11 protein-coding genes are annotated in these 14,797 nt (G+C 60.4%); all 11 read left to right on the top strand.

Going from position 1 to position 14,797, the window contains the following annotated elements; translation table 11 throughout:
- The first annotated feature begins 247 nt into the window (after positions 1-247).
- A complete protein-coding gene (locus AC3WP7_RS26560; protein ID WP_170856066.1) occupies positions 248-1,246 on the top strand; it encodes an alpha/beta fold hydrolase in 999 nt (332 codons plus the stop codon).
- Between the two features lie 294 nt (positions 1,247-1,540).
- Positions 1,541-2,821 (top strand): alkane 1-monooxygenase, encoded by a 1,281-nt coding sequence (locus tag AC3WP7_RS26555; protein ID WP_102592776.1) that lies wholly within the window; start codon positions 1,541-1,543, stop codon positions 2,819-2,821.
- Positions 2,822-2,954: 133 nt separating this feature from the next.
- Complete coding sequence (praA, locus tag AC3WP7_RS26550) at positions 2,955-3,449, top strand: alkane oxidation protein activator PraA (protein ID WP_102592777.1); 495 nt, start codon at positions 2,955-2,957, stop codon at positions 3,447-3,449.
- A gap of 132 nt (positions 3,450-3,581) precedes the next feature.
- Positions 3,582-4,076: an alkane oxidation protein activator PraB gene (gene praB / locus AC3WP7_RS26545; protein WP_071487970.1), complete on the top strand. Its 495-nt coding sequence runs from the start codon at positions 3,582-3,584 to the stop codon at positions 4,074-4,076.
- A gap of 397 nt (positions 4,077-4,473) precedes the next feature.
- Positions 4,474-4,989 carry an alkane oxidation protein activator PraB gene (gene praB, locus AC3WP7_RS26540; protein ID WP_092244253.1) on the top strand — a complete coding sequence of 172 codons (516 nt, stop codon included), beginning with the start codon at positions 4,474-4,476 and terminating at the stop codon, positions 4,987-4,989.
- A gap of 86 nt (positions 4,990-5,075) precedes the next feature.
- Positions 5,076-6,533, top strand: a complete 1,458-nt coding sequence (locus AC3WP7_RS26535) for an outer membrane protein transport protein (RefSeq protein WP_093513384.1) — start codon at positions 5,076-5,078, stop codon at positions 6,531-6,533.
- A gap of 263 nt (positions 6,534-6,796) precedes the next feature.
- Positions 6,797-9,322: an acyl-CoA dehydrogenase gene (locus AC3WP7_RS26530; RefSeq protein WP_102592778.1), complete on the top strand. Its 2,526-nt coding sequence runs from the start codon at positions 6,797-6,799 to the stop codon at positions 9,320-9,322.
- Between the two features lie 90 nt (positions 9,323-9,412).
- Positions 9,413-10,756: a 3-oxoacyl-ACP reductase gene (locus AC3WP7_RS26525; protein WP_102592779.1), complete on the top strand. Its 1,344-nt coding sequence runs from the start codon at positions 9,413-9,415 to the stop codon at positions 10,754-10,756.
- A 3-nt stretch (positions 10,757-10,759) separates the two neighbouring features.
- Positions 10,760-11,650, top strand: a complete 891-nt coding sequence (locus tag AC3WP7_RS26520) for a MaoC/PaaZ C-terminal domain-containing protein (protein ID WP_102592780.1) — start codon at positions 10,760-10,762, stop codon at positions 11,648-11,650.
- Positions 11,647-12,945: an acetyl-CoA C-acetyltransferase gene (locus tag AC3WP7_RS26515; protein ID WP_102592781.1), complete on the top strand. Its 1,299-nt coding sequence runs from the start codon at positions 11,647-11,649 to the stop codon at positions 12,943-12,945. Before AC3WP7_RS26520 ends, AC3WP7_RS26515 begins: the two co-directional genes overlap by 4 nt.
- Positions 12,946-12,976: 31 nt before the next feature.
- Entirely contained in the window at positions 12,977-14,680 is a 1,704-nt protein-coding gene (locus tag AC3WP7_RS26510) for an AMP-binding protein (protein WP_071487964.1), read from the top strand.
- The last annotated feature ends 117 nt before the right edge of the window (positions 14,681-14,797 follow it).

Below are 14,797 nucleotides of genomic sequence, written 5' to 3'. Positions count from 1 at the left end.
TCGGATGTGCTCCTTTCTTGTTTTGTCTTTTAGATAGAACACCATTGCAAAGAAAAATTGAATTACTTATTTTAAAAAAGATTTTAAATAATCTACCTGAAAATATCGCCTACGCTAGTCCCAGGTTCCTCATGTGCCATTTGTCCGACGGACAGGCACGCCGTTCGGGTCCAGGGTGTGGACGATGGCCGAGGCCTTGATCAATTCCGGTCAGGTCGCCGGCAGCAGGGATGCAGAGGACCGAGCTATGGCTGTTGAATGGGTTATCGCTGCGGCTGTGTTGGTAGGCGCGAGCGCCGTGTTGTGGGGATTCAGTACGTGGATGACGCGGCGTATCGAAGCCGCCGTTCCGATCAACGGACGCTTTCTGGAGGTGAACGGCGAGCGCTTTCATTATTACGAGGAAGGCAAGGGGCCGCCGCTGGTGATGATTCACGGCCTGATGGGCAGCAGTCGCAACCTGACCTATGCCTTGTCCGGTCAGTTGCGCGAGCACTTTCGCGTGATCAGCCTCGACCGACCGGGGTCGGGCTATTCCACGCGCCATAAAGGCACTGCCGCAGACTTGCCGGCCCAGGCGCGTCAGGTGGCGGCTTTTATCAATACGTTGGGCCTGGATAAACCGCTGGTGCTGGGGCATTCCCTCGGTGGGGCGATTTCCCTGGCGCTGGCCCTCGACCATCCCCATGCGGTGTCGGGGCTGATACTGGTGGCGCCCCTGACGCACCCGCAACCGACCTTGCCACTGGTGTTCTGGTCACTGGCCGTGCGGCCTGCCTGGCTCAGGCGCTGGGTGTCGCGCACCCTGACGGTTCCCATGGGCCTGTTGACAAGACGCTCGGTGGTCAAGGGCGTGTTCGCACCGGACAGTGCCCCGCAGGACTTCGCCACCCGTGGCGGCGGCCTGTTGGGCATGCGTCCTGACAACTTCTATGCGGCCTCCAGCGAGATCGCCCTGGTCAACGACCACCTGCCGGACATGGTCAAGCGCTACCCGCAGCTGACGCTGCCCATCAGCCTGATCTACGGCGCACGGGACAAGGTGCTGGACTTTCGCAAACACGGCCAGGCCCTGGCCGACAAGGTGCCCGGCCTGAAGCTGCAAGTGGTGGAGGGGCGCGGGCATATGCTGCCGATCACCGCCACCGAACGGGTGGCGGAAGCGGTGCAGCAGCTGGCCAAGCGTGCGCGGCCAGCACAAACCGCCGCGATCCTGCACCCGCCGTTTGCCTTGGCGAACAAATAATCGTGGCCCTCGTTGCGGGTTGGACCGTCCGAAATGCTTGCCCTAGAGACCTGACCAAACAGCTGAAAAAGAGACTGCCCGGTCACGTAAAAAAGGCTTCGAAAAAGTAGTTGACGACCTAACGATTCCGCGCTATTTCTTTAAAAAAATATTTCAATGTTTATTTTGAAATGATTTTTGAAATGCCTAAGAGCGAATAAAAATGAAAAAAACGTCTTTTATCGCATGGTTGATTTCCTGGAGCACTCAGCGCTCCCTGAACCTGTTTCCTGCCCCCATGACACGGAGGCTGCCATGAATCAGGCCCTGGCAGCCCCAAGCATCTGGACCGACGGCAAGCGTCACCTGTGGTGGCTGGGCATCCTGCCCCTGGCCACTCCGTTGCTCTCCGGCACACTGGCCATCAGCACCGGTACCCAGCAACTCTGGTGGGTCGGTGTACTGGTCATCTTCGGCCTGATCCCATTGATCGATGGCTTGCTCGGTGAAGACGTGAGCAACCCGCCCGAATCCGCTGTCGGCCACCTCGAATCACAAAGCTACTATCGATGGATCGTCTACACCGGCGTGGTGTTTGTCATCTCCTCGGTGGTGATCACCGGCTGGCTCGCCGCGGGCGGAATCGACTGGATCATCCAGGGTGGCCTGTTGCAGGCTGCCGCGAACCTGGAGCCGTCCAGCTGGCTGTCCCACGCCGCCAGTTACATCACCGCACGTACTCAACTGCATGGCGAACCGGGCTGGTTCACCTACCTGGGCATGGCCATGTCGACCGGCGCCGCCACTGGCATCGCGATCAACACGGCCCATGAATTGGGGCACAAGCCCAACCCACTGGAAGTGTTCCTGGCCAAGGTCACCCTGGCACCGACCTTCTACGGGCACTTCTACACCGAGCACAACCGTGGCCATCACGTGCGTGTCGCGACGCCGGAAGATCCGGCCAGCTCGCGGTTGGGCGAGAGCTTCTGGGCCTTCCTGCCACGCTCGGTGTGGTTCAGCGCCCGCTCGGCGTGGAACCTGGAGCGCGAACGCCTGCGCAAGCTTGGTCTGCCGGCCTGGCACTGGCAGAACGGCGTACTCAGCGCCTGGATGTACAGCGTGGTCTTATGGGGCGCGATGATCGCCTGGTTGGGCGCGGCGGTGATTCCGTTCCTGATCATCCAGGGTATCTACGGCTTCTCGCTGCTGGAAGTAGTGAATTATGTGGAGCACTACGGCCTCAAGCGCCAGAAGTTGCCCAATGGTCGTTATGAACGTTGCTCGCCACGGCATTCATGGAACAGTAACCGTATTGTCACCAATATCTTTCTGTTCCAACTTCAACGGCACTCTGATCACCATGCCAACCCGACCCGTAGTTATCAGTCGTTGCGCCACTTTGATGAGTCACCTCAACTCCCTTATGGCTACGCGAGCATGATTGTCTGGGCCTATGTACCGTACTTGTGGCGGCGGCGCATGGATCATCGCGTACTCAATCATTACGCCGGGGATATCACCCTGACCAACCTTCAGCCCTCACAGCGGTTGAAGTACCTGGAGAAGTACAGTAACAGCGCCAAGCCGTTCTAAGTTCAAGTAACCGGTTGTTGGCGTACTCGGGGCCTGCGTGCCGCGCAGGCTGCTTTTGCCCAAGGTTTACAAAACGAGTTGCAATACAGTGGTTTGACCCGAACAAAAATAATTAAAGGGAAGGACGTACACCATGCAATCACCTGCCAAGTTCACCACTCACATCGTATTGGCCGCGCTGGGCCTGATTGCCTATCACCAGGCCCAGGCTGCGCGCATCGAGCCGGCGGGCAGCGCCTTTACCGCCCAAGGCCCCATCAGCTTCTCCAAGGGTGCGCTGATCAGCGCCGACTGCACCATCAAGGTGGCCGGCAAGGTCGCGGCCGATGGTTTTTCGGTGAATGTCGACAAAGTGGAATTCGACGGCGGCCTCAAGTGCAGCCGCGTGGAAGCCATCAACTTGCCGTGGGTGTTAGTCGCCAAAGACACCAAGAGTGGTTCCATGTCGAAGATCAGCGTCGACGTGCATGCATTCGGTCTGGGCGGAAAGTGCGGACCTTCGACGGCTGATGGCACTTGGGATAACGCCACCGGCAAGTTGGAAGCCGCCAATGTACCCATTGGCGAAGACTGCAAGATCAAGACGGTGTCGATCAAGATGCCGCCGAACTTCAAAGTTGTTGAATAACCGTCGGATGTTACAGCGGTAATTGAATTGAAATTTGGCTGGAAAGGGAAGTTCTGCAGATTCACCGTGACCTCTCGTTCATGGCCATTACCCCCGGCGAAATGACTTCGCCATAACATGTGAGGAAAAACAATGAAAAGCTTGAAAACCCTCGTATCGTTGTCTGCTTTGGCTGTTTGCATGGGTGCTGCTTCGATGGCGAACGCGTACAGCATCAGTCCTGTAAACACGAGCTTCACCGCGCCAGGCACCATCTCGGTGAAGTCGCCTTCGTCCTTCCAGGCCACCGTTAACTGTGGTGCCACGTTTACCGGGAATGTCGATGCGACAGGCGTGGCCAAGATCACTGGCGTCGCGGTCACCGGTGGCGGCCTGTGCGCGCTGCCGAAGATCACCGGTTTGCCTTGGACCCTGACTGCCACGGGCCCTGCCGCCGGTTCGGTGACAAACGTCGGCTATACCATCGCCAGCTCGATTCTGTACCCAGCCTCCAATTGCGGCCCTTCAACTATTACCGTGGGCTACAGCGGTGGTGTGCTGACCGCTGCCAACCAGACCCTGAGTGGCAGTTGCACCGTGGTGAGCCTGAGCGTCACCCCATCGCCGACGTTGACCATTGTTCCTTGATGGTTGTTTGAGAACAAAGGGCTGATCACCCCTTAAGAAGACAAGCGTCTCTGTTGAGGCGCTTGTTGAGGGGCGCCAGGTGTTCCCTTGAACGTGGAGTGTCCATTTATACCGAGTGAACGCTGTCATTAGTTCAGAGAGGAATACGTCAAGTGCAAAAGACGACTGTGATCGCACGTGTTTGTTTGCTTGATTTAGTTCTGTGGCAGTGCCGATGGCCGCCTATTAACGTGAGTATTGGCAATGGCCCCGATGGTCTTGATGTTTCAGCAACCCATCAAATGCCGGCTGGCGGCGGTACGGTGGTATAGATGAGTGTCGAAGTGTCCAACGCTATTTTTATTCCTTGAATAACAGTTCACGCTCATATCAACCGTCACACAGGGAAGAAAAGGTAATGAAGAGTTTGATAGCACTCGTAAAGGCAGGCTCGATAGTGTTGTGTCTTGGCCTGGGAGCGGTTGCCAATGCGGCGTCTTTCAGTCCACCCGGCGCGATTTTAACGACCAGTTCGGGCGGGACTATAACCATTAAATCCGCGTCGACATTTGGAGCTGCGGTCAACTGCAGCTTCGCATTTACAGGCGTGGTGGAGCCAGAGGGTGCAGGGCTGAAAATCAACACCGTGTCACTTTCCGGAGGGGCGATCTGTGCCCTGTATCAGCCCACTGATTTACCCTGGCGGTTGACGCCTACCAGCATCGCCACTGGTCAAATCACCGGCATGGCCTTGACCTACGCGACGACCTCTCCCGCGTGGCCTGCGACTCATTGTGCTCCATCCACCGTCTCTGTCTCGCTGGCTAATACACCTGGCGGCTTGAGTGTGGGCGCGAGCAACCAGCCACTTACAGGTGGCTGCACCATTGTCAGCCTAGGCGCCGTGGCCCCAGGTATTACCGTGCTTCCCTGAGCGGGATGCACAGCAAATCAGGAAAACCAAGTAGCAACACGAGTCGGCTGGGGCCGACTCAGTGAGATAACAATAAGGAGTGCCGTATGAATAATAAAAAACAACAGGTACAGGTTCTGCTGGGCTTGGCATTAATGGGAGGGGTGATGGCTGCCGCGCCTGTACACGCCGGCGGTTTCTCTACGCCTACTTATGGGGCACCTGGTTGGGGTCGGGCATTTGCTGGCGGTTCGTTGTTCAAGAACGATCCGAGTTCTGCGTACAACAACCCGGCAGCCATGGCTTTCGTAGAACATAACGTTGCGCAGTTTACGGTCGATTACGCGCGCATCAAGATCAAATACAAGGGGAGCGCCAATGATTACAAAGGCGACCCTATTGCCAATATTCCAATTGGGGACAACGGTTTTCCCGATATATCGGCGGCTGCGGTGAACAACAACGATGGGGGACAAGGCGGGTTTACGGCGTGGTTGCCGACAGGGTTCATGGTAATGCCACTTGGCGACCGCTTCGCTTTCGGTTTGAGCCAGGTGGTGCCCCAAGGCATGCGTTCGACATGGAATGAGGACTCCAAATTCCGTGATTTTGCCGTAGATACAAAGATCGAAACCGTTGGGTTGACAGGCTCTCTTTCATTCAAGGTCAATGATCAGTTTTCCATTGGTGGCGGTTTGATTGTTCAGCACAGCAAAGGTTTTGTGAGCCAGAACATCGATTTGTTTTCCGCGGCTTCCCTTTCCAACAGCCCTGAGCTGAGTGGTGTCCAATTTCCCTCAGGCGTGGGGGGCGCGCTGATGCGGGTCAAGGTCGACAATATTTCGACAGGCTGGTTTACCGGTGTGACCTGGAAACCAACTGATCAAGACACCTTGGGCCTTAACTATCATGCCAAGATCAAGAACAAGATGACGGGCAAGTACAATATTCGGGCGGACGCGTATAACTATGCCTTGATGACCCAACCCAGCCCGATAGGTGGCAACGGAACATTGGTTGAAGTGGCTTACCCAGGCCTAAAACTGTTCCCCGATGGTGCCCATGCCAGCACCCAGCTCGATATTCCGGCCACGGCTGGCTTTGACTGGGTGCACCAATTCAACGACCGCTTCACCTTGGGCGCGAGTGTGGTGTGGACGCAATGGTCATCGTTCAAGGATCTCACGCTGAAGTCTGGCGATATCAATATCGTCTCTATTCCTTACAACTACAAAGATACGTGGATGTATTCGGTCGGTGGCGACTTCCGCGCTACCGATGAGTTGACCCTGCGTGCCGGTGTCGCTATTGACCAGACGCCAACGCGTAATTCGACCCGTGATCCACGGATTCCGGACGGCGACCGCACCTTCCTCTCACTCGGAGCCGGGTACGATGTGAAAGCGATCAAGGGCTTGAGTTTTGACGTGGCCTACTCCCACCAGTTCGTACAGGAGGTCAAGCTGAAGACCAAGAACGTCGATCGCCTGGGGGGCGCCAGCCTTGACGGTAAAGCAGAATCGTCGGGCGATGTGGTCAGTCTCTCGGCAACCTACGCGTTCTGACGTTAAGAGGATGATGGAGAAGGGCATCAAGCGCATCTTGCTGCCCTTATCTGTGAGCGTCCTCCTATTCAGGGGTGATGAGCTCTTCACTATCACTTGAGCAGGCTGACGGGTTCAGCCGCTATTTTTTCGCCAATGAATTAAATAAAAATTTCAAAATAAAATTTGAATTTGCTTTTCCGAGTTTGTAGTGTGGCTTTACGCCGCCGCTCATTTCGAGCTGCATAGTGTTTGCCACGCCCTGATCGAGTAGAGGTATCCCCATGGTTATCTGGTTATTGGTGGGTGTCGCAGCTGCGATTGCCCTGGCGTATCGACAAGCCGCTGCCATTCACTGGCTGGGCGCTGGCCTGATCTGGCTGGCAGTCGGTTATCTGTTCAACGTGGTCGCCGGTTTCGGCATGACCGTCGCGGCGCTCCTGGTGCTTCTGCCTGCAGTGCTGATGACCATCAAACCCCTGCGCCGCACCTTGCTCACCAGCAAGGCTCTGGCGCTGTTTCGTACAATCATGCCCGCCATGTCCGACACCGAGCGCGCGGCCATCGAGTCTGGCACCGTGTGGTGGGACGCCGAGCTGTTCAGCGGCAAGCCTCACTGGCAGCGCCTGTTGCAAGCCGCGCCCGCCAGCCTGAGCGCCGAAGAGCAGGCCTTCCTCGACAATGAAGTGGAAACCCTGTGCGACATCGCCAACGATTGGGAAACCACCCAGGTCTGGCAGGACATGTCCCCCGAGGGCTGGCAATACACCAAGGACGCCGGGTTCCTCGGCATGATCATTCCCAAGCAGTACGGCGGCAAAGGCTTTTCCCACTATGCGCACTCGCAGGTGGTGATGAAGCTGTCGACGCGCTGCTCGGCGGCGGCGATTTCGGTGATGGTGCCCAATTCCCTCGGCCCGGCCGAACTGCTGCTGCACTACGGCACCGACGCCCAGCGCAATTACTACCTGCCGCGTCTGGCACGGGGTGAAGACATCCCGTGCTTTGCCCTGACCAGCCCGTATGCCGGCTCCGATGCCGGGGCGATTCCCGATCTGGGCATCGTCTGCAAAGGGATGCATGAAGGCGAGGAAGTGCTGGGCTTCCGGGTGACCTGGGACAAGCGCTATATCACCCTTGGTCCGATCGCCACGGTACTCGGCCTGGCGTTTCGCGCAGAAGACCCGGACGGGCTGCTGGGGGCGCCGGGTTCGCTGGGCATCACCTGCGCGTTGATTCCTACGTCTCACCCAGGCGTCAACAGCGGTCGCCGCCATTGGCCACTCAACGCCGTGTTCCAGAACGGTCCTACCACCGGCAAGGATGTGTTCATCCCGCTGGAATGGGTGATCGGCGGGCGCGAACAAGTCGGCAACGGCTGGCGCATGCTGATGGAATGCCTGGCCGCCGGGCGCGCGATTTCCCTGCCATCGGCCAACGTCGGCCTGGGCAAGGTCGCGGTACGCGGCACAACCGCGTATGCGGCGATGCGTAAACAGTTCGGCCTGCCCATCGGCAAGTTCGAGGGGGTACAGGCGCCCTTGGCGCGCATGGCCGGGCACCTGTATGCCTGTGATGCGGTGCGTAAGGTGTCGGTAGCATCCCTGGATGCCGGTGAAAAACCTTCGGTGATCTCGGCCATTGCCAAGTACCACGTTACCGAACGGGCGCGGATCATCGTCAATGACGGCATGGACATCGTCGCCGGCAAAGGCATCTGCATGGGCCCGAATAACTTCCTGGCCCGCGCCTATCAGCAAAGCCCCATCGCCATTACGGTGGAAGGCGCGAACATCATGACGCGCTGCCTGATCATCTTTGGCCAGGGCCTGATCCGTTGCCATCCCTATGTGTTCCGCGAGATGGAAGCGGCGCGCAACCCTGATCGGCGCAAGGCGCTGGAAGCATTCGACAATGCCATGTTCGGCCATGTGAGTTTTGTGCTGGCCAACACCGTGCGTGCGGTGGTGCATTCCCTTACAGGCGGCCGGCTGATTTCTGCTCCCGCCAAGACCGACCCCGCGCTGGCGTCCTACTACCGCCAGGCCAATCGCCTGTCGGTGGTGCTGGCATTGGTCTCGGACATTTCCATGGGCGTGCTGGGCGGAGCCCTCAAGCGCAAGGAAAGTATCACCGGGCGCCTGGGGGATATTCTGTCGCAGCTGTACATCCTGTCCTGCGTGCTCAAGCGCTTCGAGGATGACGGCCGGCCCCAGGCGGATTTGCCGCTGGTGCACTGGGCGGCCCAGGACGCCTTGCTGCGCGCCCATGAAGCACTGGCCGAAGTGCTCGACAATTACCCGTCGAAAGCCGCCGCCTCCGTGCTGAAGGCCTTGACGTTTCCCTTCGGCATCCCGCTGCGCAAACCGTCGGACCGCCTGCTGGCCCAGGTGGCCGATGTGGTGCAGACGCCGGGGGAAACCCGCGATCGCCTGCTGGCCAATTCCTACATTCCGCGTCCGGAAATCGACAAGCTGGCCTATGGCGAATTGGGCTTTCGCCTGTTGCCGCAAGTGGAGCTGATCGAGGCCCGGCTCAAATCCGCCGTCAAGCAGGGCCTGATCGAGCCGATGCCGATCTCCGCCACGGCGTTCACGACCTGGCGCGTCAAGGCGCGGGCACTGGACCTGATCAGCGACGATGAAGACACCTTGCTCGGGCGTTATGTGGAATACGCCGACCACGGCATTCAGGTGGACGACTTCCCGCAGGACTTCGGCTTGCTGGAGGCGTTGCAACAGCGCAAGCAAGCGCTGGAGCCGACGACGAAACGTCGCGCCAGCCAAAGCGAAAACGCCTCGGTCAATTAGGAAAAAAACCAATCTGTGTGGGAGGAGGGCAATCCCCTCCCACACAGACCGGGTTTACACGGCATGTATGTGTGGTGAGTGAATCTATCTATGAGTGACAGCTACCTCTCGTTCGTCAATTCCCCCTGGGGCCGTCGCCTGGCCCAGGCCGTGGGTTTACCGCAACCGCTGCCGCTGCAACGCCATCGCAGCGGCCAGCACGGCCTGGTCAACCCGGTGATCGTCGCTGGGGCAGGGCGCCTGGCCGCTGAAGTGCAGCGTGTGTTCGCGGCCACCGACACGGTCACCGCCACCCCGGCCACGCCCAAGGCACCGTCCACGGTCAAGGTGCAGGGCGCAGTGTTTGACGCCAGCGCCGTGGCCAGTCTGCAGCAGCTGGACGAGCTGTATGAATTCTTCCACGCCAACGCCAAACGCATCGGCCACCATGGCCGTGTGGTGGTGCTCGGCACTGCGCCGGAACATTGCCAGGACTTGCCCCAGGCCATCGCCCAACGCGCCCTCGAGGGACTGGTGCGTTCGCTGGCCAAGGAGCTGCGCCGGGCGATCACCGTGCAGTTGATCTACGTGGCGCCTGGTGCCGCAGGCGCGCTGGACAGCAGCCTGCGTTTCTTCCTGTCGCGCCGCTCGGCCTATGTGTCCGGGCAAGTGGTGCGCCTGGAACAACCGGTAGATGGCCAGGTCACGGTCAACTGGGACAAACCCTTCGCCGGCCGCCGCGCCCTGGTCACCGGCGCTTCGCGTGGCATCGGCCTGGCGATTGCCCAGGTGTTAGCCCGGGAGGGCGCGCATGTGGTGTGCGTGGACGTGCCCCAGGCGCAAGACGCATTGCAGCAAGCCGCCACCAGCGTTGGCGGCTCCGCGTTGCCGCTGGACATCACTGCCCCGGATGCTGCCGGCTTGTTGCAGGCCCACACCAGCCAATACGGCGGGTTTGATGTGGTGGTGCACAACGCCGGGATCACCCGTGATAAAACCATCGCCAAAATGCCCGAGGCGGCGTGGCGCAGCGTATTGGCCGTCAACCTCGACGCACCGTTGCAACTGAGCCAGGCGTTGCTGGACAACCAGGGGCTCAATCCCGGCGGGCGCATCGTGTGCGTGTCGTCGATCTCCGGCATCGCCGGCAACCTCGGCCAGAGCAATTACGCCACCTCCAAGGCCGGTGTGATTGGCCTGGTGCAAGGCCTGGCACCCCATGCAGCGGCGCAGCAGGTCACGGTGAATGCGGTGGCGCCCGGGTTCATCGAGACCCAGATGACCGCAAAAATCCCGCTGATGATCCGTGAAGCGGGGCGGCGCATGAACTCGATGTCCCAGGGCGGTCAGCCGATTGATGTGGCCGAGACCATCGCCTGGCTGGCACACCCGGCTTCCGGCGGGGTCAATGGCCAGGTTGTACGCGTGTGCGGGCAAAGCCTGCTGGGGGCCTGAGCCATGGATTATGTGACGCAGATTATCGACCCGCCGCCATCGCGCACCCGCTTGCTGCTGGATGGCGTGCGCGCCTTGCGCAAACCCAAACTCGACGGCGCGCCGGTGCTGCCCAGGGAGCGCCTGGTGCGCGTGGCCGCAGAGTTGTCCGGCGCCGGCATTGAGGCCTATGGCCGCGCCTGCGGTTTTCGTCGCGAGCAGGGTGTGCCGTTGTCCTATCCCCATGTGCTGGCGTTCCCGCTGCACCTGATGCTGCTCACGCGCCCAAGCTTCCCGTACCCGGCCAGTGGCATGGTGCACCTGGCCAATCGCATTCGCCAGCACCAGCGCCTGCACCCGGGCCAGGCGTTGCGCCTGGAGGTGTACGCCGAGCGCTGGGTCGCCCATCCCAAAGGCCAGGCGCTGAGCATCGCCACCCGTGCCTACGGCGCCGACACCCTGGTCTGGGAGAGCGACAGCCTGTACCTGCGCCGGGACGTCAAGGACCCGGTCGGCCAGCCGTGGGACGACGTGTTGCCGTTGCAGGAGGAGGGTCTGTTGCGCACCCAACGCTGGGTGTTGCCCGCCGACCTGGGCCGGCGTTTTGCCAGGGTGTCGGGGGATTTCAACCCGATTCACACCTCGCTGATCGGCGCGAAACTCTTCGGTTTCCGCCGCGCCATCGCCCATGGCATGTGGACCCTGGGCCGGGCGCTCGCCGCCCAGCAACCGCCCGGCGGGCTGGACCAGGCCGAGGCTCATTGCGACTTCAAGCTGCCGGTCTTCCTGCCCGGCCAGGTAGCGCTGTGGAATCGCCCCGTGACCGGCCCGCGCCGTGAATTCGAAGTGCGCAACTTCGCTGGCGACAAGCCCCATATGCGTGGCCTATTCATTTGGAATGAGAGCGTTCGATGAGTGACTACAGCTTCAACCCGCCGCCGGCTCGCCGCGTGGCGATTATCGGCGGCAACCGCATCCCGTTTGCCCGCTCCAACACGGTGTACGCCCACGACAGCAACCAGGACCTGATGGTGGCCGCCTTGCAGGGCCTGGTCGACCGTTACAACCTGCACGGCCAGCGCCTCGGTGAGTTTGCCGCCGGGGCGGTGATCAAGCACTCACGGGATTTCAACCTGGCACGTGAGTCGTTGCTCTCTACCACCTTGTCCCCGGACACGCCGGCCTACGACGTGCAGCAAGCCTGCGGCACCGGCCTGGAAGCGGCCTTGCTGGTGGCGAACAAGATCGCCCTGGGCCAGATCGAGGTGGGCGTTGCTGGCGGTTCCGATACCACCTCCGACGCACCGATCGGCATCAACGAATCCCTGCGCCACACCTTGCTCGCTGCCAACCGCGCCAAGGGCATGGGCGCCAAGTTGAAGACGTTGCTCAAGGTTCGGCCGTCGATGTTCTTCAAACCATTGCTGCCGCGCAATGGCGAGCCACGCACTGGCTTGTCCATGGGCGAGCACTGCGAAGCAATGGCCAAGCGCTGGCAGATCAAGCGACTGGCCCAGGATGAGTTGACCCTCACCAGCCATCAGCGCCTGGAAGCGGCCTACAAGCGCGGCTTCTTCGACGATCTGATCAGCCCCCATCGCGGGCTGGCAAAGGACAACAACCTGCGCGCCGACGCCAGCCTGGAGAAACTCGCCGGCCTGGCCCCGGCCTACGACCGCCAGGACGGCACGCTCACGGCGGGCAATTCCACGCCGCTGACCGATGGCGCTTCGGTGGTGTTATTGGCCAGCGAGGCGTGGGCCGCCGAACACGGCTGGCCGGTGCTGGCCTACCTGCGTACCGGCGAAACCGCCGCGGTGAACTTCGTCGACGGCACCGAAGGCCTGTTGATGGCCCCGGCCTACGCAGTGCCGCGCATGCTCCAGCGTGAAGGTTTGAGCTTCAACGACTTTGATTTCTTCGAGATCCACGAAGCCTTTGCCGCTCAGGTGCTGTGCACGCTCAAGGCCTGGGAAGACGCCGATTATTGCCGCGAGCGCCTAGGCCTGGAGGCACCGCTGGGGGCCATTGACCGCGCAAAAATGAACGTCAACGGTGGCTCACTCGGTTGCGGCCACCCGTTTGCGGCCACCGGTGGCCGCCAACTGGCGGCGCTGGCCAAGCTCATTCACGAGAACGGGGGTGGGCGCGGCCTGATTTCCATCTGCGCGGCGGGCGGGCTGGGCATTACCGCCATCGTCGAAAAGTAGCTCTATCAAAAACAACAACAAGGAGACTGCCATGAACGCTGTAAGCCTGGAACACACCGAACGGGTCTGGTTGAACGCTTACCTGCCTGGCGTCCCGGCGGATATCGATGCCGGTATCGAGGACTATCCGTCGTTGCGCGAGGTGTTCCTGGAGCATCTGGATAAGTTTCGCGAGCGGGTCGCGTACGTCAGCATCGGCACCGAAATGACCTATGCCGACTGGCAGGTGCAAGGCTACGCTTTTGCGGCCTGGCTGCAGGGGCAGGGGGTCAAACAGGGCGACCGCGTGGCGCTGATGATGCCCAACTGCTTGCAGTACCCGATCTGCCTGTTGGGCACGATCCTGGCCGGTGCGGTAGTGGTCAATGTCAACCCGTTGTACACCGCCCATGAGCTCAAGCATCTGCTCAAGGACAGCGGCGCAGAAACCGTGGTGATCTTCGAGAACTTCGCCCACACCCTGGAAAAAGTCATCACCGGCAGCAGCGTCAAGCGCGTGGTGATCGCGGCCATCGGTGACCTGCTCGGCACCTTCAAGGGCGCAGCGATGAATTTCATCCTGCGCCGTGTGCAAAAACAGGTGCCGGCGTTCAACCTGCGCGGTTCGGTGCGCTTCAACCAAGTGCTGAAACAGGGGCGGGCACTCAACCATTTTCCAGTGGGGATGCATCTGGACGACCTGGCGTTTCTGCAATACACCGGCGGCACCACCGGCGACGCCAAGGGCGTGATGCTCAGCCACCGCAATATCATCGCCAACCTGCTGCAGGCCAAGGCGTGGGTGGGGGACCAACTGGACCAGGACAAGCAGGAAACCAACGTCACCTTGTTGCCGCTGTACCACATCTTTTCCCTGACGGTGAATTGCCTGATGTTCATGTGCCTGGGCGGGCGCAACATCCTGATCGCCAACCCACGGGACGTGAAACGGGTGCAGATGATCCTGCGCAAGGAGCGTTTCAACGGCATTGCCGGGGTCAACACATTGTTCAACGGCTTGTTGGAGAACAAGGAGTTCTGTGCGCGGGACTTTTCCGACCTGCGCATGGTGATCGCCGGCGGCATGGCCACCCACACGGCGGTGGCCAAGCGCTGGAAAGAAGTCACCGGGCTGCCGATCATCGAAGGCTACGGCCTGACCGAGTGTTCGCCGGTGGTGAGCATCAGCCCGATCAACATTGCGCGCATGCGTGAGATGGAGTTCACCGGCAGCATCGGCGTGCCCTTGCCGTCGACCTGGGTGCGCTTCATGCGCGAAGACGGCGAACTGGCCGACATCGGCGAGCAGGGCGAACTGCAAGTGCGCGGGCCGCAGGTGATGCAGGGCTATTGGAAACGCCCTGAGGCGACCGCCGAGGTGCTGGACGCCGACGGCTGGCTGTCGACCGGCGATATCGGCGTAATGGACGAGCGCGGCTATATCCGCCTGGTGGACCGCAAGAAGGACATGATCCTGGTCTCGGGCTTCAACGTGTACCCCAATGAAATCGAGGATGTGGTGGCGCTGCATCCAGGCGTGGGCGAAGTGGCGGCGATTGGGGTGGAAGATGGCGTGACGGGGGAGAGGGTGAAAATCATCGTGGTGCGCAAGGACCCGAACCTCACGCAGGAGCAGATTCTGGCGCATTGCCGGGAGTACCTGACAGGGTACAAGGTGCCCAAGTTCGTGGAGTTCCGTAGCACTGAACTGCCCAAGACCACCGTCGGCAAAGTACTGCGCCGGGCCTTGCGCTGACCTCGAATTGTCTATGATCCGAATGTGGGAGGGGGGCAAACTGAACTGGCCTAATGATTTTGGACACTTCAATCGGGCGCTATGATGGCGCCCAAATCTGAGGTGTTTGGATATGCG

The organism is Pseudomonas sp. FW305-3-2-15-C-LB1 (genome assembly GCF_058787615.1).
The sequence above is the reverse complement of the archived record's forward strand: the minus strand, read 5'-3'. Positions and strand labels throughout refer to the sequence as shown.

What these genes read in the sequence shown, in the direction of transcription:
- praA (WP_102592777.1), top strand. Translation starts at nt 2,955, where the DNA reads ATGCAATCACCTGCCAAGTTCACCACTCACATCGTATTGGCCGCGCTG.
- AC3WP7_RS26515 (WP_102592781.1), top strand. Translation starts at nt 11,647, where the DNA reads ATGAGTGACTACAGCTTCAACCCGCCGCCGGCTCGCCGCGTGGCGATT.
- AC3WP7_RS26560 (WP_170856066.1), top strand. Translation starts at nt 248, where the DNA reads ATGGCTGTTGAATGGGTTATCGCTGCGGCTGTGTTGGTAGGCGCGAGC.
- AC3WP7_RS26510 (WP_071487964.1), top strand. Translation starts at nt 12,977, where the DNA reads ATGAACGCTGTAAGCCTGGAACACACCGAACGGGTCTGGTTGAACGCT.
- AC3WP7_RS26525 (WP_102592779.1), top strand. Translation starts at nt 9,413, where the DNA reads ATGAGTGACAGCTACCTCTCGTTCGTCAATTCCCCCTGGGGCCGTCGC.
- praB (WP_071487970.1), top strand. Translation starts at nt 3,582, where the DNA reads ATGAAAAGCTTGAAAACCCTCGTATCGTTGTCTGCTTTGGCTGTTTGC.
- praB (WP_092244253.1), top strand. Translation starts at nt 4,474, where the DNA reads ATGAAGAGTTTGATAGCACTCGTAAAGGCAGGCTCGATAGTGTTGTGT.
- AC3WP7_RS26530 (WP_102592778.1), top strand. Translation starts at nt 6,797, where the DNA reads ATGGTTATCTGGTTATTGGTGGGTGTCGCAGCTGCGATTGCCCTGGCG.
- AC3WP7_RS26535 (WP_093513384.1), top strand. Translation starts at nt 5,076, where the DNA reads ATGAATAATAAAAAACAACAGGTACAGGTTCTGCTGGGCTTGGCATTA.
- AC3WP7_RS26555 (WP_102592776.1), top strand. Translation starts at nt 1,541, where the DNA reads ATGAATCAGGCCCTGGCAGCCCCAAGCATCTGGACCGACGGCAAGCGT.
- AC3WP7_RS26520 (WP_102592780.1), top strand. Translation starts at nt 10,760, where the DNA reads ATGGATTATGTGACGCAGATTATCGACCCGCCGCCATCGCGCACCCGC.